We start from the raw sequence: 17,386 nt of genomic DNA on the forward strand, positions 1-17,386 counted from the left end.
ACAGCATCACGCCCCGTCCGGAATCTCCGGCTCCACCAGCTTCGCCAGCATCTCCAGCGATTCCTGCCAACCCTGGTAGCAGAAATCGACCGGGATCGCGGCGGGAATGCCTTCCTGCACGACATTGAGCTCGGTGCCGGCGATGCTCTTCTTCAGCGTGACGGTCACGTGCATCTGGCCGGGCAGGCCGGGGTTGTCGAACTGGTCGGTGTAACGCAGCAATTCGTTCTCCACCAGTTCCACGTAAGTGCCGCCGAAGGAGTGGCTGGAGCCGGTGCCGAAGTTGGTGAACGACATCGTGTAGCCGCCGCCCACGCGGGCATCCATCGAATGGACCTTGCCGGTGAAGCCGTGCGGCGGCAGCCACTTAACCATCGCGTCGGGATCGAGGAATGCGCGGTAGACGCGCGAAGGCGGTGCGCGCAGCACGCGATGCAGGCGGACGGTACCGGGGGCGGTGTTCTCGGACATGATCGGACTCCTGTGCGTTGGGTGTACCGATACGACGAACGGGTCAGGCCGCTTTCGACGCGTCCAGGAAATCCTGCGCGAACCGCTGCAGCACACCACCCGCTTCGTAGATCGAGACCTCTTCGTCCGAATCCAGCCGGCAGGTCACCGGCACCTGCACGGTCTGGCCGTTCGCGCGGTGGACCATCAGCGTCAATGTCGCGCGCGGCCGGCGCTCGCCGACCACGTCGAAGGTCTCGGTGCCGTCGATGCCGTAAGTTTTGCGGGTTTCGCCAGCCTTGAACTCCAGCGGCAGCACGCCCATGCCGATCAGGTTGGTGCGGTGGATGCGTTCGAAGCCCTCGGCCACGATGGCTTCCACGCCCGCCAGGCGCACGCCCTTCGCTGCCCAGTCACGCGAACTGCCCTGTCCGTAGTCGGCGCCGGCGATGATCACCAGCGGCTGCTTGCGTGCCATGTAGGTTTCGATGGCTTCCCACATGCGCGTCACCTGGCCGTCCGGTTCGATGCGGGCCAGCGATCCCTTCTTCACCTCGCCCTCCACCACGGCCATTTCGTTGACCAGCTGCGGGTTGGCGAAGGTCGCGCGCTGCGCGGTGAGATGGTCGCCGCGATGCGTGGCGTAGGAATTGAAGTCCTCTTCCGGCAGGCCCATCTTGGCCAGGTACTCGCCTGCGGCGCTGGACGCCAGGATCGCGTTCGACGGCGACAGGTGGTCGGTGGTGATGTTGTCGCCCAGCACCGCCAGCGGTCGCATCCCGCGCAGCGTGCGCTCGCCAGCCAGCGCGCCTTCCCAGTAGGGCGGACGGCGGATGTAGGTGCTCTGCGGGCGCCAGGCGTACAGGGGTTCGACCTTGCCGCCGTGCTCGACACGCACGTTGAACATCGGCCCGTAGACCTTGCGGAACTGCTCGGGTTTCACGCTCGCCTTGACGATGGCGTCGATTTCCTCGTCGCTCGGCCAGATGTCCTTCAACGTCACCGGCCTCCCGTCTGCATCGATGCCCAGCGCATCCTTTTCGATGTCGAAGCGCACCGTGCCGGCAATGGCGTAGGCGATCACCAGCGGTGGGGAGGCCAGGAACGCCTGCTTGGCGTACGGGTGGATGCGACCGTCGAAGTTGCGGTTGCCCGACAGCACGGCGGTGGCGTACAGGTCGCGGTCGATGATCTCCTGCTGGATGGCCGGGTCCAGCGCGCCACTCATGCCGTTGCAGGTGGTGCAGGCGAAGGCGACGATGCCGAAACCGAGCTTCTCCAGGTCCGGCAGCAGGCCCGACTCTTCCAGGTACAGCTGTACCGCCTTGGAGCCCGGCGCGAGCGAGCTCTTCACCCACGGCTTGCGCACCAGGCCCCTCGCATTCGCATTGCGGGCCAGCAGTGCGGCGGCAATGACGTTGCGCGGGTTCGAAGTGTTGGTGCACGAGGTGATGGCGGCGATGATCACGGCGCCGTCAGGCATCAGCCCCTGCGCTTCATCCGCCCTGCCCGCCTCCAGCTTGGTTCCGTCGGCGATGCCGCGCTCCACCAGCGCGCTGGTCGGCAGGCGCTTGTGCGGATTCGACGGCCCGGCCATGTTGCGGACCACGGTGGACAGGTCGAAGTGCAGCGTACGCTCGTACAGCGCGCTCTTCAGGTCGTCGGCCCACAGTCCCGCGGTCTTCGCATACGTTTCGACCAGGGCCACCTGCTCGTCGGTGCGGCCGGTCAGGCGCAGGTAGTCCAGCGTGTTGTCGTCGATGAAGAACATGGCCGCGGTCGCGCCGTACTCGGGCGCCATGTTGGAAATCGTCGCGCGGTCGCCGATGGTCAGCGCCGCTGCGCCCTCGCCGCGGAACTCCAGATAGGCGCCGACGACCTTCGACTGGCGCAGGAATTCGGTCAGCGCCAGCACCACGTCGGTGGCGGTGATGCCGGGCGCAGGCTTGCCGCCCAGCTCGACGCCCACGATATCCGGCGTACGCATCCACGATGCACGGCCGAGCATGACGTTCTCCGCTTCCAGTCCACCGACACCGACGGCGATCACGCCCAGCGCGTCCACGTGCGGCGTGTGGCTGTCGGTGCCCACGCAGGTATCGGGGAAGGCCACGCCGTCCTGCACATAGATCACCGGCGACATCTTCTCCAGGTTGATCTGATGCATGATCCCATTGCCCGGCGGGATCACGTCGACGTTCTTGAATGCGTGCTTGGTCCAGTCGATGAAGTGGAAACGGTCCTCGTTGCGGCGGTCCTCGATGGCGCGGTTCTTGGCGAACGCGTCCGGGTCGTAGCCGCCGCATTCCACCGCCAGCGAGTGGTCGACGATCAACTGCACCGGCACCACCGGGTTCACCTGCGCGGGGTCGCCGCCCATGTCGGCGATCGCATCGCGCAGGCCGGCCAGGTCCACCAGCGCCGTCTGGCCCAGGATGTCGTGGCAGACCACGCGCACCGGGAACCACGGGAAATCCAGGTCGCGGCGGCGCTCGATCAGCTGGCGCAGGTAGTCGTCGCGGCGCGCGGGATCGGCGCGACGCACGATGTTCTCCGCATGCACGCGCGCGGTGTACGACAGCGTGGCCCAGGCGTCGGGGCGCAGGGCATCGACGGCGGCGTGCGCGTCGAAATAGTCGAGCGTGGTGCCCGGGAGCGAGGTGCGGAAGTCGGTATTCATGGCATGCCGTCAGCTGTGAACGGGGTGCGCGCGATGCGGGTCGGCGCGTAACGACATGCTACCGGAGGCAGGTGTCCATGGCCGGGAAAACGCCTGTTACCGACAAGAAATCACCGATGCGTTGATGAAGACCATCAACATGCGCGGGTCATTCGAACACCAGCTTGCCCTTCATCATGTTCCAGTGCCCGGGGAAGGTGCAGAAGAAGGTGTAGTCGCCGCCCCTGCGCAGTCGCGAGGTCGGGAACACCACCTCGGTCGTCTGTCCGCCGCCGATCACCGGCGTGTGGGCGATCACGCGGGCGTCGTTGCGGGGCAGATAGTCGTCGGCCAGTTTCATGCGGCCGCCGGCCAGGCCGAGCTCGCGATGATGGCGTGTTTCGGCCAGTACCCAGTTATGGCCCATCGCCTGCGCCGGCATGCGACCGGTGTGCTTCAGCACCACCCGCAGCTGCGCGCAGTCGCCCGGCACGCGGATGGTCTTCAGGTTGAAGTTCATCATGTCCGTCGCTTCGACGGTCACCGCGCAGTTGCGGGCGAACGCGGCGCCGGAGAGGGGCAGCAGTGCGCAGAGGGCGAACAGCGGGAGCAGGCGTCGGAGCATCGGACATCCACGAAAAGGGGGACGCCCGAGATTGTACGGCGCGTGTCAGACGTCGCCGCCGTCCGCCCAGCCTTCGCCGGTGCCGCGGGTGTAGACCTTGTCGCCATCACGCACGTCGCCGGCGGGGACCGCGTCCTGCGCGTCCAGCCGCGCGTAGATCGGGGTGAAGTCCGGCGCGGTCGCATTCATCAGCTGCTCGAAACTGTCGATGACGAAGTAGGTCTTCTGGAACGTGTCGATGCGGTAGCGCGTGCGCATGATCCGCTCCAGGTCGAAGCCGATGCGGTTGGGCGCATCCGATTCCAGCGAATACAGCGACTCGCCCTTCGACGACACGATGCCCGCGCCGTAGATGCGCAGGCCGTCCTTCGTGTTGATCAGGCCGAACTCCACCGTGTACCAGTACAGCCGGGTCAGGTGCTGCAATGCGTCCGGACCGATCCCGTGCGCCTTCACGCCGCCCTTGCCGTACGCTTCCATGTAGTCGGCGAACACCGGGTTCATCAGCAGCGGCACATGGCCGAACAGGTCGTGGAACAGGTCGGGTTCGGCGATGTAGTCGATCTGGTCCGGCCGGCGGATCCACCAGGTGACGGGAAAACGCCGGTTGGCCAGGTGGTCGAAGAACTCCAGCTCCGGCAGCAGTCCTTCCACCCCGACCAGCTGCCAGCCGGTGGTGGCGCGCAGCACCGCGTTCAGCTCATCGAAGCGCGGGATGCGGTCCGGCGTCATGCCCATCGCGTCCTGCGCCTGCAGGAACTCGTCGCAGGCGCGGCCGACCAGCAGCGCGCGCTGGCGTTCGTACAACGCACCCCAGGTGGCATGGTCGTTGGCCGGGTACTCGGCGGGCTGGTCCACGATGGCTGTCGTATATACCGGTACGTAGCCCTTGTCGGTCTGCTGGTGCTCGACGCGGCGAGGCTCGTTCATGGCGGCTTCCCGGAGGGAGGAGGAATAGGCCGATGCTAGCGGCAGACGCGCGCAACAGGCTTGCTAAATTGCGCCCACACCGACAGATGGTGCAATGAAATTGCGTGAACAGGCTATCCTGTGCAGCAAATGACCGAATCTGCCTCTCTCGACCGCATTGACCTGCGCCTGCTGGCGCTGCTGCAGCGCGACGGCCGTGCCACCAATGCCGACATCGCGGCGCAGGTGAACCTGTCGCCCTCGGCCTGCCTGCGCCGCATCCAGCGGCTGGAGGCGACGGGCGTGATTGCCGGGTACGCTGCCCGCGTCGACCCCAAGGCGGTCGGGCTCGGGCTGCAGGCCTTCGTCCGCGTGCAACTGGAGAGGCACGACCCTGCCAGCGTCCAGCACTTCGGCGATGGCGTGCGGGGCTGGGACGAAGTGGTCGCCTGTTACGCGCTGACCGGCGACATGGACTACCTGCTGCACGTCGTGGTGCAGGACCTGGAGCACTTCTCCCGCTTCCTGCTCGACAACCTGCTCAATGCCAGCGGCGTGGCGGACGTGAACTCCAGCTTGGTGCTGCGTGCGGTCAAGACCGACGGCGGCATGCCATTGGGGTATGCCGGATGACATCGATCATGGTTGTCAGCGCGACACGGCGGACAGAGTGGGATTTCCGGGAGGGCAGTGCGCTGGGGACATCGTTGCGCCGGCTGTCGTTCGACGCGCGCATCCGGAGCCGGATCGCGTACCAGAACGGTCGTGGCCTGCCGGAGGTCTACAACCAGGCGATCAGGGAAAGCCAGGACAGTGATGTGCTGGTATTCGTGCACGACGATGTCTGGATCGACGACAGCTTCCTCGCTGACCGCTTGCAGGACGCGCTGCTCCGCTACGACGTGGTCGGCGTGGCAGGCAACCGGCGCAGGCAGCCCCGGCAGCCCGCATGGGCGTTCGCCGACATGACGCTGGCATGGGACGACAAGGCCCACCTGTCGGGCGGGGTGGCGCACGGCGCATATCCTTTTGGCGGGGTGTCCTACTTCGGCGGCATGCCTGCCGACTGCGAACTGCTGGATGGCGTCTTCCTCGCCGCACGCCGGGCAGCCCTGTCGCAGGCGCGCGTCGAATTCGATCCGCGCTTCGGCTTCCACTTCTACGACATGGATTTCTGCCGGTCCGCCAGGCAGGCGGGGTTGCGCCTGGGAACCTGGCCGATCGCGTTGACGCACCAGAGTGGAGGCGCGTTCGGGTCGGATGCCTGGCAGGCCGCCTACGGCGACTATCTGGCGAAGTGGGGCGACTAGCGCAGCGTCCCCAGGTCGCGTCCACGCGGATCCTGTCCGCGACACGTGCTACAACGCACGCGGTTACCGACCCTCGAGACCATCATGTACGGACTGATCGGCAAGATGCGCGCCACACCGGGCCAGCGCGACGCGCTGCTCGCGATTCTGCTGGAAGGCACCGAAGCCATGCCGGGCTGCCTGAGCTACGTGATCGCGGGTGATCCCGCCGATGCGGATGCGATCTGGATCACCGAGGTCTGGACCGATGCGGCCAGCCACACGGCCTCGCTCACGTTGCCGGCCGTGCAGCAGGCCATCGCGAAGGCGCGGCCGCTGATCGCGGGATTCGACAGCCACATCGAAACCGCACCGGTGGGCGGGCACGGGTTGCTTCCCTCCTTGTAGGAGCGACGTGAGTCGCGAACGCACGCCCACGCTGTCGGGATGACAGGAGAGGAGTGATCCTGGAGTGATGCGGAGCGGTCTTTTCGTGCGTACATTGATGTTCACGCCGTGCGGTCGCGACTCACGTCGCTCCTGCAATGGGAACACCGCCCTCCGCCTGGATTGCAACCATGGACATCTTCCCCGGATCCTGGCAACGCGCATGGACCGGCATCGGCGCGACGGGCGAGGGAGGTGCCTTGTTCGCGCAGTTGATGGCGGCGTATGCCGAACCCCAGCGCCACTACCACACGCTGCAACATCTGGGGGAATGCCTGATGGCGTTCGACCGTGCGCATGCGCTGGCGACGCACCCCCACGAAGTCGAACTGGCGCTGTGGTTCCATGACGCCATCTATGACATCAAGGCCCACGACAACGAGCAGCGCAGTGCCGACTGGGCGCGCGATGCGTTGCGGGATGCGGGGGTCGCGGCAGAGGCCGCGCAGCGCGTGCATACGCTGATCATGGCCACGCGGCACACCGCCGTGCCGTCAGGACACGATGAACAACTGCTGGTCGACATCGACCTGTCGATCCTGGGCGCGGAACGCACGCGCTTCGACGAGTACGAGCAGCAGATCCGCAAGGAGTACGCCTTCGTGCCGGGCTTCCTGTTCCGGCGCAAGCGGCGCGAGATCCTGCGCGGATTCCTCGATCGAACGGCGATCTACAGCACGCCGCATTTCCGCAGTGCGCTGGAGGCGAGAGCGCGGGACAACCTGCTCCGCGTCACCACTGCGTAGCGCCGGGCTTGCGCGGCTCCGCATGGTGTCAGGAATTGGTCGAGCGCCGGGATCGGGAGCAGCGGACCGCGCTCCGCGCTACTGTTTTACGGGTTGTCCGGCCGCATCGCACTTCACGTCGCGGCCGAACAGGCGACCCAGGCGCGAGGGTTCTTCCAGGCAACGCGGATCGGGCTTGGGCGGGGCGTGCCTCGCCGCATGCGCGGCATTGCGGGTGCGCTGCAGCTCGGCGAGCTTCGCCTTGATCTGTGGCATCGCCGCCAGTGCGGCGCGTTCGCCTTCGAGGATGGCGTTGTTCTTCTGTTCGAAATCGGCCGGGCCGATATCGTTGACCTTCGGCCGGATGACGATGTCGGCACGCGCGAGTTCCTGTTCGCCCAGGCGCTGGCCCATGATGCCGATGGACTGGTTGACGATGCCCAGCATGCTGCCGGGCTTGGTGCCGGGCGCCTTGGTGGAGATGTCCACCGCGATGACGAAATCCGCGCCCAGCTGGCGCGCGGCATCCACCGGCACCGGACTGACCACGCCGCCATCCACGTAGCTGGCCTTGCCGATCACCACCGGTTCGAACACGCCGGGAATGCTGCTGGACGCACGCACCGCCTGGCCCGTGTTGCCGCGCACGAACACCGTGCGCTCGCCGTTCTCCAGCTGCGTGGACACGGCGGCGAACGGTTTCTTCAACTGCTGGATGGTGCGCTTGCCCACCAGCTCGTTGACGTAGTCCTGCAGCTTCAATCCCTGCACCAGCCCGCCGGAGAACAGGCGCACGTCGCGGATCTTCGCCTCGTCCAGCGCGAACGCCTGCTTCTGCATCTGGAACGGATCCATGCCGCTCGCATACAACGCGCCGACCACGCTGCCGGCGCTGGTGCCCGAGACGACCTGCGGCTCGATGCCGTTGGCTTCCAGCATCTTGATCACGCCGATGTGCGCGAAGCCCTTGGCCGCACCGCCGCCCAGCGCGATGCCGACCCTGGGCTTCGGCGCCGCCGGCACCGGCTTCACCACGGCGGCGGGCGGTACGGGTCGCACGTTGTCGCCGCCGCAAGCGGCAAGCAGAACCGCGCACAACGCGAACAGGAAGGGACGCGAACGGGAGATCAGGCGCATGGGGAGAGGGCAGGGTGGGGCGACCAGCGGCGGAGCATACAGCGCGCCGCCGCAATGAGGGCCAACCGCACTCGCGGCGTCAGAAACTGTTGTCGCCGTCCAGGATCCGGCCCAGGCCACCCAGTACCGAACCTTCGCCCCGATTCTGGCCGCCACCCTGCGGTGCGGCCTGCAGCATGCGGCCGGCCAGGCGCGAGAACGGCAACGACTGCATCCAGACCTTGCCCGGGCCGGTCAGGGTGGCGAGGAAAACGCCTTCGCCGCCGAAGAACATGCTCTTGATGCCGCTGACCGGGCGCACGTCCATGTTCACGCTGGCGTGGTACGCCACCACGCAGCCGGTATCCACGTCGATGCGTTCGCCCGCCTGCAGCTCGCGCTCCACCACGGTGCCGCCGGCGTGCACGAACACCCAGCCGTCGCCTTCCAGCTTCTGCATGATGAAACCCTCGCCGCCGAACAGGCCGGTCAGGATCTTGCGCTGCAGGTGGATGCCGACGGTGACGCCGCGCGCGCCGGCCAGGAAGCTGTCCTTCTGGCAGATCAGGCGGCCGCCGTGGTCGTCCAGCTTCATCGCCAGCACGGTGCCGGGGTAGGGCGCCGCGAAGGCGACCTTCGCCTTGCCCTGGCCGGTATGCGTGTACATGGTGGTGAACAGGCTCTCGCCGGTCAGCACGCGCTTGCCCGCCGAGAACAGCTTGTCCATGAAGCCGCCGCCCTGGCCGCTGTGCGAGCCGTCGCCGAACACGGTGTCCATCTGCACGCTGCTGTCCTTGAACATCAGCGCGCCGGCTTCGGCGATGGCGCTTTCGCCGGGGTCCAGTTCCACTTCGACGAACTGCATGTCGCCGCCGACGATGCGGAAGTCGATCTCGTCCGCCGCCTTGCGCCCGCCGGAGCCCGGCAGCGGTGGCAGGTGGGGCGGCGGCGCAGCCTGTCCGGCCAGCTCCGGCAGCTCGCGTACGGGCTTCCATTCGCGCATGCCTTCACGCCAGGCCAATGCGCCGGGGTTGCGCTGGGCATGGCTGCGCGCCGCCTCTTCGTCCAGCGGACCGGTGCGGTCCGGACTGCCGGGGAGATTGAAGAACCAGTGCGTCATGGGCGCCATCCTGAGGCGGGGAAAGGGCGCCGAGTCTAGCCCGCCGTCCCCGCGTGCCGTCACCTGCCACCGGTCACGTCGGTGGCCTGAACGTACCGGCCGGCTGCCGGGCGTACGGAAATACCGACTGTGGAGGGCAACCGCCGTTACCTTCGTCAGGAACGGGACTTCCGGCCATTGCCCCTGTTGTTGCTGTAATGCAACATTCGCGTGCTAGCGCCTCCGCGCGCCCCGACTCCCACCCACTCGGAAAGCCACCGCCATGTCCCGACTCCGCCCGGCCGTCGCCCGGCCGCATCGCCTCGCCTTTGCCATCGCCTCGCTGCTGCCTTTCGGCACCGCCTTCGCCCAGGAAACGCCTGCACCCGCCGAGCCCGCGACGCAGAGCGCAACCACCCTCGACACCGTCGAAGTGACCGCGCAGCGCAAGGTCGAGAACATCCAGGATGTGCCGGTGTCGATCTCCAATGTCAGCGCCGAGAAGCTGGACGTACTCGGTTCCGGCGGCAACGACGTGCGTTTCCTGTCCGGCCGGGTGCCCAGCCTGAACATCGAGTCGTCCTACGGCCGCGCCTTCCCGCGCTTCTATATCCGCGGGCTGGGCAACACCGATTTCGACCTCAATGCCTCGCAACCTGTTTCGCTGATCTACGACGAAGTCGTCCAGGAAAGCCCGCTGCTGAAGGGCTTCCCGGTGTTCGACCTGGAGCGCATCGAAGTGCTGCGCGGCCCGCAGGGCACGCTGTTCGGCCGCAACACGCCGGCCGGCGTGGTGAAGTTCGAATCCGCCAAGCCGACCCGTGAGCTGGAGGGCTACGCCCAGCTCGCCTACGGCACCGACAACATGTGGAACTTCGAGGGTGCCGTCGGCGGCCCCCTGAGCGAGCGCTGGTCTGCCCGCGTCTCCGCGCTGTACCAGCGCAAGGACGACTGGGTATCCAACACCTACGCCGCCGGCACCAGCGACGGTTTCGAGGGTTACGACGAATCCGCCGCGCGCGTGCAGTTCCTCTACGAAGGCGATGCGTTCGAAGCCCTGCTGAACCTGCACAAGCGCCAGCTCAACGGCACTGCGCGCCTGTTCCGCGCCAACATCATCGATCCCGGCAGCAACAACTTCGTGCCCGGTTTCGACAAGGACAAGGTGTCGGTCGATGGGCAGAACTTCTCGTGGCTGGACACCTGGGGCGGAAGCGCGCGCCTGAGCTGGGACTTCGGCAACCTGAGCCTGTATTCGATCACGGGCTACGAAACCGCCGAATCGCTCAACCGCGGCGACATCGACGGGGGTTACGGTGCCGTGTTCCTGCCTGACTCAGGCCCCGGCGTGATCCCGTTCGCGTCCGAGTCTGCCGACGGCCTGCCGGACCACAAGCAGGTGACACAGGAATTCCGCCTGGAGTCCGACTACGCGGGCAAGTTCAACTGGCAGGCGGGTGTCTTCTATTTCAAGGAAGACATCACCATCGACAGCTTCAACTACGACTCGCTGACGCCGGGCAACCCGCGCGCTGGTCATGCCGTGCAGGAGCAGGAAAACACGGCGTGGGCCGTGTTCGCCTCGGGCGAATACGACGTCACGGAGCAGCTGAAGCTGCGTGGCGGCGTGCGCTACACGCAGGACAAGAAGGACTTCAGCGCCAGCGTGCTGGAAGCGGCGCCGTTCGGCGCGCCGGTCGGTGGCCCGTACCGCGTAAGCACCGACGTCAACGATGTCAGCTGGGACCTGAGCGCTGTCTACGCGATCAACGACGACGTCAATGTCTACGGCCGCGTTGCGAAGGGTTTCCGTGCGCCGTCGGTGCAGGGCCGCCTGCTGTTCGCCGCCGCGACCGCACCGAATGGCGGTGTGTCCACGGCGGATTCGGAGGAAGTCATTTCCTACGAGATCGGCGTGAAGGCCGACCTGTGGGACAAGCGCGCGCGCCTGGGCTTCAACGTGTTCCGCTACAACGTGGATGACCAGCAGATCATCGCGGTCGGCGGCGGCTCCAACATCGCCACGCTGCTCAATGCCGACAAGAGCGTTGGACAGGGGTTCGAACTGGACCTGGAGGCGTACCTGACAGACAGCCTGCTGGTCACGCTGGGCAGCAGCTACAACGATACCGAGATCAAGGACGCCAACCTCACCGTGCCGGGTTGCGGCGGCGGTTGCACCGTCACCGATCCGCTGACGCCGGCCGGCTATTCGATCGATGGCAATCCGCTGCCGCAGGCGCCGAAGTGGGTGCACAACCTGACCGCACGTTACGGCATCGGTTTGGGTGAGGGTGCCGAACTGTACATCTACACCGACTGGGCCTACCGCAGTGAAGTGAACTTCTTCCTGTACGAGTCGCCAGAGTTCCGCGGCAAGTCCTCGCTGGAAGGGGGCCTGCGCATCGGCTACGCGTGGAACTACGGCGACTACGAGGTCGCGGTGTTCGGTCGCAACATCACCGACCAGACCCGCATCGTCGGCGGCATCGACTTCAACAACCTGACCGGCTTCATCAACGAGCCGCGCACGGTGGGTGTGGAGTTCAGCGCGAAGTTCTGATGGTTCCACTGTAGGAGCGACGTGGGTCGCGACCGGGCACCGCGTCATCATCCGGAAGAAGAAAAGGCAGATCGAGATGGTCTGCCTTTTCCTTTTGTCCTAGACCAAGTGCCATCCCGTCGCGACTTGCGTCGCTCCCACAAGAGGCGTCACGACGTCGGCGGCTCGCGCGGAGGGAAGCGCAACACCACGCCGCGTTGTTCCTCTTCCGGATGCTCCGGGCGCAACCACAGCAGCGGGACTTCGCGGGGCGCCGGCAGTTCGAGTTCATCGTCGACACGCGCGGCGGCTTCCTCTTCCTCGATCTCCCAGCTGTACTTCTTCTTCGGCAATTCGGGGTCCAGGCGGCGGAACAGGAACGCCGCGATCAATCCCGCCACAGCGCCACCCAGGTGCGCCTGCCATGACACGCCGGCTTCGCGCGGCAGCACGGTCAGCACCATGCCGCCGTAGAACAGGAAGGCGATCATGCCGGCCGCGATGGCCGCGCGGTCGCGGCGCAGCAGGCCCAGCATGAAGATCATGAACATCAGGCCGTGGGTCAGGCCACTGGCACCCAGCGTGTGCGTGCCCGGATCGGCCAGCAGCCACGGGCCAAGCCCTGCGCCCAGCCACACCAGCGGAATCGCCCACAGCGTGGCGCGGGGATAGACGGCACCGGCCAGCGTGCCGAGGATCAGCAAGGCGGAGGCGTTCGCGGCGATATGTTCCAGCGAGCCATGCAGCAGCGGCGCAGTGAGGATGCCGAGCAGGCCCTCCACCGACAGTGGCGAGATGGTGAAGGCGCGCACGTCGAAGCTGTTCTGGGCCGAGTACACGATGGCCAGCAACAGCACGAAGGCCAGGCTCAGGTTGAGCGCGCGCAGCAGCCGTCTGCGGTCGTGGCGCTGTTGGGATTCCGGATCGAACGCCGGGTCGTCGGGGTGCAGGTCCATGGTCCAGTTCTGGCGGCGGCCCGGACGAATGCAAGGCCGGGCCGGGATGGACAGACCATCCCGCACGCGGGATGGTCCGCCAGGACCCCATCAGGCCGCGCTGTCGGCCTTTTGCGGGCGCGCCAGGCTCAGCGCCACCGTCACGCCCAGGATCGCGGCCACCGTGCCCAGCGCCCAGGGCACCGGGATCTCGTACACGTCGATCAGCAGCATCTTGGTGCCGATGAAACCCAGCACCACCGCCAGCCCATACGGCAGCAGGTGGAAGCGGTCGGCCATGCCCGCCAGCAGGAAGAACATCGCGCGCAGGCCCAGCACCGCGAACACGTTCGAGGTCAGCACGATGAACGGGTCCGAGGTGATCGCGAAGATCGCCGGGATGCTGTCCACCGCGAAGATCACGTCGGTCACGCCGATCAGCACCAGCACCACGAACAACGGGGTGAACCAGCGCACGCCGTTCTCGCGCACGCTCAGCGCCGCGCCGCGGTAACCGTCGGTCAACTTCAGGTGGTTGCGCATCCAGCGCAGCGCGGGGTTCTTCTCCAGGTCCGGCTCCTTGCCGGCAGCGAACCACATCTTGATGCCGGTCAGCAGCAGGAACGCACCGAAGATGTAGAGCAGCCAGTGGAACTTCGCCAGCAGCGCCGCGCCCGCGAAGATCAGGATGCTGCGCAGGACGATGGCACCCAGGATGCCGATCACCAGCACGCGCTGGCGCTGTTCCTCGGGCACGGCGAAGTAGGTCATCACCATCAGAAACACGAAGATGTTGTCGACCGCCAGCGCCTTCTCGACCAGGTAACCGGTCAGGAACTCCAGGCCCACGCGGTTGGCTTCCACCAGGCCGGCGGTCTCGTTCACGTACCACCACAGGCCGCCGTTGAAGGCCATGGCCAGGGCGATCCAGCCCAGGCTCCACCACATCGCTTCCTTGAACGTCACCTTGTGTGCGCCGCCGTGGCGCATCAGCACCAGGTCCACCAGCAGCGCGATCACCACCAGGCCGCCGAAGCCGGCCCATAACCAGGTGTTGCCAATCGTTTCCATCGAGATTCCCGAAAAAGTGGAGGACGGCCGCAGGCGCGGACATCTCGGAAACCGGGGAAACGGGAGTCCGGGGGTGCCTTCGCCATCGCGGCGAAGGTCTCGCTCACAGCCCGGTGGGCTGCCGTGGGACCGGAGCATCGCTGCTCGAAATGACGGCCGGCACGTTGGGAGCTACTCCCCTTCTGCCGCGAATTGTCCGGGTGGCACGCGATGCGGTCAACCGCGCGGGTAAAATGCGTTCATGAATACCCCCAACCCGACCGTACGCCTGAAGAACGCCTGGCGTTCCAGCCACCCGTGGATCTTCCAGAAGCTGGTAGAGAAGCCCACCGCCAAACCCAAGCCGGGCACCGTCGTCGAAGTGGTCGGCGTGGACGGGGAGTGGATCGGCCGCGGTTTCTACAACGGTCACTCGCGGATCGCCGTGCGCATCCTGGAGACGCATCCGGACATTCCGGTGGATGCCGGCTGGTTCTCGCGCAAGATCGCCGACGCCGTGTCGCTGCGCCGTGACGTGCTGAAACTGGATGCCATCAGCGATGCCTGGCGCGTGGTGCATGCCGAGGGCGATGGCCTGTCCGGCCTGGTGGTGGACCGCTACGGCGACCTGATCGTGGTGGAGTTCTTCGCCGCCGGCATGTTCCGCCACCGCGAATGGATCTACGAGGCGCTGCGCGAGCAGTTCCCCGGCTGCCGTTTCCACAGCTTCGCCGACGAACACGTGCAGAAGCAGGAAAGCTTCGACTTCCATGGCAACACCATGACCGAAGCCGAGGTCATCACCGAATACGGCGTGAAGTTCCGCGCCGATCCCGCGGGCGCGCACAAGACCGGTTTCTTTGCCGACCAGCGCGAGAACCGCGAATGGCTGAGCCGGCAGGTGGAAGGCAAGACCGTGCTGGACCTGTGCTGCAATACCGGCGGCTTCGCGGTGTATGCCGCGGCGCGCGGTGCGTCCGAGGTCATCGGCGTGGACATCGACCAGGACGTCATCCAGATCGCGAAGGGCAACGCCAAACTCAACAATGTGCGGCCGAAGTTCGTGCAGGCCGATATTTTCCCGTACCTGCGCGACGCGGCTAACCGCGGCGAGCAGTATGACGTGGTGATCCTGGACCCGGCCAAGATGACGCGCGACCGCGAGCAGGTGATCGCCGCGCTGAAGAAGTACCTCGACATGAACAAGCTGGCGCTGGGCGTGGTGAAGCCCGGTGGCCTGTTCGCCACGTTCTCGTGCACCGGCCTGGTCAGCGAGGAACAATTCCTCGACATGCTGCGCCGCGCCGCGTACTTCTCCGGCCGGACGATCCAGATCCTGAAAGTCGCCGGTGCCGGGCCCGACCATCCGTTCATGGCGCACGTGCAGGAGTCGCGCTACTTGAAGGCGGTGTTCTGCCGCGTGGTCGACTGAACATGCGCGGCAGGCGGATCGTATCGATCCTGCTGGCCGTCCTGATCGCGGGATGTGCCTCCACGCCGGCCGCGCCGTGGCAATCGCTCGCTGATACCGCGCAATGGCGCAGCGTCGGCGCGTCCACGCTGGATCCGCGCTGGCAGGTGAGCGACGGCGAACTCGCGCTCACGGTGGCGGGCGGTGGCGACATCATCAGCGTCGGCACGTACGGCGATTTCGAACTGGAATTCGAATGGCGCCTACCTGCGGGCGGCAACAGCGGTTTGTTCTATCGCGCGGTCGATGCCTCGCCGGTGTGGGCACGCACGGTCGAGTACCAGCTGCTTGACGATCGTGAGGCCGAGGACCGCATCGTCCCCAGTCATCGCGCGGGCGCGGCGTACGACCTGGTCGCACCGGCCCGCGACATGCTGCGCCCCATCGATGACTACAACCACGCGCGCATCTTCGCCTGTGGCCCGCGCGTGGAGCACTGGCTCAATGGCGTACGCGTCGCGGTGTACGACAGCGGCAGCGAAGACTGGCGCCAGCGCGTGGCGGCCAGCAAGTTCGCCGGGCAGGCGGACTTCGCCAAGGCGCGTCGCGGCCACCTCGCCCTGCAGGACCACGGCAACGCCGTGTACGTGCGCGGCATGCGTATCCGTGCGCTGGGTCCGGATTGCAGGCCCGCTTCCCTGTAGGAGCGACGTAAGTCGCGACCGCACGCTGACAGGTGTCGATGGCGCCGGACGAGCATCCGGCGCACCTGCGATTGCTGATGATGTCCTTGTTGTCCGGCCGTGCGGTCGCGACTTACGTCGCTCCTACAGGACGGAAAAGAAAAAGGCGGGCCGGAGCCCGCCTTTTCTTGCGCTACACGGGACGCTCAGCCTTCCGGAGACAGCTCGATGCAGTCGAACTGCACGTCCGGGTCCACCTCGGCGTCGTAGTCCACGTCGCCGCGTTCGAAGCCGAACAGCTTCAGGAACTCGTGCTTGTAGTTCGCGTAGTCGGTCAGCTGGAACAGGTTTTCCGTGGTCACCTGCGGCCACAGCGCCTTGGCCTGGGCCTGCACCTCGGGCTTGAGCTCCCAGTCGTCCAGGCGCAGGCGGTTCTCGTCGTCGGTTTCGGCCGGCGTGCCGTCGGTGCGGTACATGCGATCGCGATAGAGGCGGTCCAGCTGTTCGATGGTGCCTTCGTGCAGGCCCAGTTCCTTCATCACCTTGAAGACGATGCTGATGTACAGCGGCATCACCGGGATCGCGGAGCTGGCCTGGGTCACCACCGACTTCAGCACGGCGACGTTCGCGGTGCCGCCAGTGGTCTTCAGGCGTGCGTCCAGGCGCTGCGCGGTCTCGTCCAGGTCCACCTTGGCGCGACCCAGCGCGCCGTGCCAGTAGATCGGCCAGGTGATGTCGGTGCCGATGTAGCTGAAGGCGACCGTGCGCGCGCCATCGGCCAGTACACCGGCCTTGTCCAGCGCATCGATCCACAGTTCCCAGTCCTGTCCGCCCATCACGGTGACGGTGTCGGCGATCTCCTGCTCGGTGGCGGGTTCGATGGTGGCCTGGGTGATGGCGTCCTTGTTGGTGTCGATGGCGGTGGACGTGTACGACGCGCCGATGGGCTTCAGCGCCGAGCGCTTCACTTCGCCGGTGGTCGGCAGCTTGCGCACCGGTGAAGCCAGCGAATAGATAACCAGGTCGACCTTGCCGCCCATTTCGCCCTTGATCAGTTCGATGACCTTCGCACGCGCCTCGTCGGAGAATGCGTCACCGTTGATCGACTTGCTGTACAGGCCGGCTTCCTTCGCGAACTTGTCGAACGCGGCCGAGTTGTACCAGCCCGCCGTGCCGGGCTTCTTCTCGTTGCCCGGCTTCTCGAAGAACACGCCCAGCGTGTCCGCACCGAAACCGAAGGCCGCGCTGATGCGCGCCGCGAGGCCGTAGCCGCTGGACGCACCGATCACCAGCACCTTCTTCGGTCCGTCGGTGCGAACGCCCTGCGCGCGCGTCGCGGCGATCTGGTCACGCACGTTGAGCTCGCAACCGAGCGGATGGGTGGTGGTGCAGATGAAGCCGCGGACTTTGGGATGGATGATCAACGTCGTAACCCGGGGGATGGTG

Annotated in this window: 16 protein-coding genes; 7 read left to right on the forward strand and 9 right to left on the reverse strand. The window is 66.5% G+C overall.

What is annotated here, in order from left to right:
• Positions 1 to 6 precede the first annotated feature (6 nt).
• From WBN46_RS18440 to phhA, 4 genes are all read right to left on the reverse strand, one after another.
• A complete protein-coding gene (locus WBN46_RS18440; protein ID WP_337732848.1) occupies positions 7 to 471 on the reverse strand; it encodes an SRPBCC family protein in 465 nt (154 codons plus the stop codon).
• 43 nt (positions 472 to 514) lie between these two features.
• Positions 515 to 3,130: a Fe/S-dependent 2-methylisocitrate dehydratase AcnD gene (acnD, locus tag WBN46_RS18445; RefSeq protein WP_337732849.1), complete on the reverse strand. Its 2,616-nt coding sequence runs from the start codon at positions 3,128 to 3,130 to the stop codon at positions 515 to 517.
• A gap of 148 nt (positions 3,131 to 3,278) precedes the next feature.
• Entirely contained in the window at positions 3,279 to 3,734 is a 456-nt protein-coding gene (azu, locus tag WBN46_RS18450; protein WP_337732850.1) for an azurin, read from the reverse strand.
• A 45-nt stretch (positions 3,735 to 3,779) separates the two neighbouring features.
• Entirely contained in the window at positions 3,780 to 4,664 is an 885-nt protein-coding gene (gene phhA, locus WBN46_RS18455) for a phenylalanine 4-monooxygenase (RefSeq protein WP_337732851.1), read from the reverse strand.
• 129 nt (positions 4,665 to 4,793) lie between these two features.
• On the opposite strand from phhA, the gene WBN46_RS18460 reads away from it, so the two are divergent.
• The 4 genes from WBN46_RS18460 (at position 4,794) to WBN46_RS18475 (ending at position 7,125) form a co-directional block, all read left to right on the forward strand.
• Positions 4,794 to 5,276 carry an Lrp/AsnC family transcriptional regulator gene (locus WBN46_RS18460; protein WP_337732852.1) on the forward strand — a complete coding sequence of 161 codons (483 nt, stop codon included), beginning with the start codon at positions 4,794 to 4,796 and terminating at the stop codon, positions 5,274 to 5,276.
• A complete protein-coding gene (locus tag WBN46_RS18465) occupies positions 5,273 to 5,953 on the forward strand; it encodes a glycosyltransferase (protein ID WP_337732853.1) in 681 nt (226 codons plus the stop codon). The genes WBN46_RS18460 and WBN46_RS18465 overlap by 4 nt, the downstream gene beginning before the upstream one ends.
• Positions 5,954 to 6,037: 84 nt before the next feature.
• A complete protein-coding gene (locus tag WBN46_RS18470; protein ID WP_337732854.1) occupies positions 6,038 to 6,340 on the forward strand; it encodes a putative quinol monooxygenase in 303 nt (100 codons plus the stop codon).
• A gap of 170 nt (positions 6,341 to 6,510) precedes the next feature.
• Positions 6,511 to 7,125, forward strand: coding sequence for an N-methyl-D-aspartate receptor NMDAR2C subunit (locus tag WBN46_RS18475; protein WP_337732855.1), 615 nt, complete (start codon positions 6,511 to 6,513; stop codon positions 7,123 to 7,125).
• A 78-nt stretch (positions 7,126 to 7,203) separates the two neighbouring features.
• Here the strand turns inward: WBN46_RS18475 and WBN46_RS18480 are convergent, their stop codons facing one another.
• Entirely contained in the window at positions 7,204 to 8,268 is a 1,065-nt protein-coding gene (locus WBN46_RS18480) for a patatin-like phospholipase family protein (protein ID WP_337732924.1), read from the reverse strand.
• 52 nt (positions 8,269 to 8,320) lie between these two features.
• Complete coding sequence (locus tag WBN46_RS18485; RefSeq protein WP_337732856.1) at positions 8,321 to 9,340, reverse strand: TIGR00266 family protein; 1,020 nt, start codon at positions 9,338 to 9,340, stop codon at positions 8,321 to 8,323.
• Positions 9,341 to 9,602: 262 nt separating this feature from the next.
• Between WBN46_RS18485 and WBN46_RS18490 the strand changes: the two genes are divergently transcribed.
• Positions 9,603 to 11,882 carry a TonB-dependent receptor gene (locus tag WBN46_RS18490; protein ID WP_337732857.1) on the forward strand — a complete coding sequence of 760 codons (2,280 nt, stop codon included), beginning with the start codon at positions 9,603 to 9,605 and terminating at the stop codon, positions 11,880 to 11,882.
• Between the two features lie 149 nt (positions 11,883 to 12,031).
• Here the strand turns inward: WBN46_RS18490 and WBN46_RS18495 are convergent, their stop codons facing one another.
• Together WBN46_RS18495 and WBN46_RS18500 are read right to left on the reverse strand one after the other, a co-directional pair.
• Positions 12,032 to 12,817, reverse strand: coding sequence for a rhomboid family intramembrane serine protease (locus WBN46_RS18495; protein WP_337732858.1), 786 nt, complete (start codon positions 12,815 to 12,817; stop codon positions 12,032 to 12,034).
• 90 nt (positions 12,818 to 12,907) lie between these two features.
• Positions 12,908 to 13,867, reverse strand: coding sequence for a TerC family protein (locus tag WBN46_RS18500; protein ID WP_337732859.1), 960 nt, complete (start codon positions 13,865 to 13,867; stop codon positions 12,908 to 12,910).
• 241 nt (positions 13,868 to 14,108) lie between these two features.
• On the opposite strand from WBN46_RS18500, the gene WBN46_RS18505 reads away from it, so the two are divergent.
• Together WBN46_RS18505 and WBN46_RS18510 are read left to right on the forward strand one after the other, a co-directional pair.
• Positions 14,109 to 15,278 carry a class I SAM-dependent rRNA methyltransferase gene (locus WBN46_RS18505; RefSeq protein WP_337732860.1) on the forward strand — a complete coding sequence of 390 codons (1,170 nt, stop codon included), beginning with the start codon at positions 14,109 to 14,111 and terminating at the stop codon, positions 15,276 to 15,278.
• A 2-nt stretch (positions 15,279 to 15,280) separates the two neighbouring features.
• Positions 15,281 to 15,961, forward strand: coding sequence for a DUF1080 domain-containing protein (locus tag WBN46_RS18510; RefSeq protein WP_337732861.1), 681 nt, complete (start codon positions 15,281 to 15,283; stop codon positions 15,959 to 15,961).
• A gap of 185 nt (positions 15,962 to 16,146) precedes the next feature.
• On the opposite strand, the gene fabV is transcribed toward WBN46_RS18510, so the two are convergent.
• A complete protein-coding gene (fabV, locus tag WBN46_RS18515; protein WP_337732862.1) occupies positions 16,147 to 17,364 on the reverse strand; it encodes an enoyl-ACP reductase FabV in 1,218 nt (405 codons plus the stop codon).
• Positions 17,365 to 17,386 lie beyond the last annotated feature (22 nt).

The sequence above is a fragment of the Pseudoxanthomonas sp. CCNWLW251 genome (assembly GCF_037402255.1).
In the GTDB taxonomy this organism is placed as follows: domain Bacteria; phylum Pseudomonadota; class Gammaproteobacteria; order Xanthomonadales; family Xanthomonadaceae; genus Pseudoxanthomonas_A.

What these genes read in the sequence shown, in the direction of transcription:
- WBN46_RS18440 (WP_337732848.1), bottom strand. Translation starts at nt 471, where the DNA reads ATGTCCGAGAACACCGCCCCCGGTACCGTCCGCCTGCATCGCGTGCTG.
- acnD (WP_337732849.1), bottom strand. Translation starts at nt 3,130, where the DNA reads ATGAATACCGACTTCCGCACCTCGCTCCCGGGCACCACGCTCGACTAT.
- azu (WP_337732850.1), bottom strand. Translation starts at nt 3,734, where the DNA reads ATGCTCCGACGCCTGCTCCCGCTGTTCGCCCTCTGCGCACTGCTGCCC.
- phhA (WP_337732851.1), bottom strand. Translation starts at nt 4,664, where the DNA reads ATGAACGAGCCTCGCCGCGTCGAGCACCAGCAGACCGACAAGGGCTAC.
- WBN46_RS18460 (WP_337732852.1), top strand. Translation starts at nt 4,794, where the DNA reads ATGACCGAATCTGCCTCTCTCGACCGCATTGACCTGCGCCTGCTGGCG.
- WBN46_RS18465 (WP_337732853.1), top strand. Translation starts at nt 5,273, where the DNA reads ATGACATCGATCATGGTTGTCAGCGCGACACGGCGGACAGAGTGGGAT.
- WBN46_RS18470 (WP_337732854.1), top strand. Translation starts at nt 6,038, where the DNA reads ATGTACGGACTGATCGGCAAGATGCGCGCCACACCGGGCCAGCGCGAC.
- WBN46_RS18475 (WP_337732855.1), top strand. Translation starts at nt 6,511, where the DNA reads ATGGACATCTTCCCCGGATCCTGGCAACGCGCATGGACCGGCATCGGC.
- WBN46_RS18485 (WP_337732856.1), bottom strand. Translation starts at nt 9,340, where the DNA reads ATGACGCACTGGTTCTTCAATCTCCCCGGCAGTCCGGACCGCACCGGT.
- WBN46_RS18490 (WP_337732857.1), top strand. Translation starts at nt 9,603, where the DNA reads ATGTCCCGACTCCGCCCGGCCGTCGCCCGGCCGCATCGCCTCGCCTTT.
- WBN46_RS18495 (WP_337732858.1), bottom strand. Translation starts at nt 12,817, where the DNA reads ATGGACCTGCACCCCGACGACCCGGCGTTCGATCCGGAATCCCAACAG.
- WBN46_RS18500 (WP_337732859.1), bottom strand. Translation starts at nt 13,867, where the DNA reads ATGGAAACGATTGGCAACACCTGGTTATGGGCCGGCTTCGGCGGCCTG.
- WBN46_RS18505 (WP_337732860.1), top strand. Translation starts at nt 14,109, where the DNA reads ATGAATACCCCCAACCCGACCGTACGCCTGAAGAACGCCTGGCGTTCC.
- WBN46_RS18510 (WP_337732861.1), top strand. Translation starts at nt 15,281, where the DNA reads ATGCGCGGCAGGCGGATCGTATCGATCCTGCTGGCCGTCCTGATCGCG.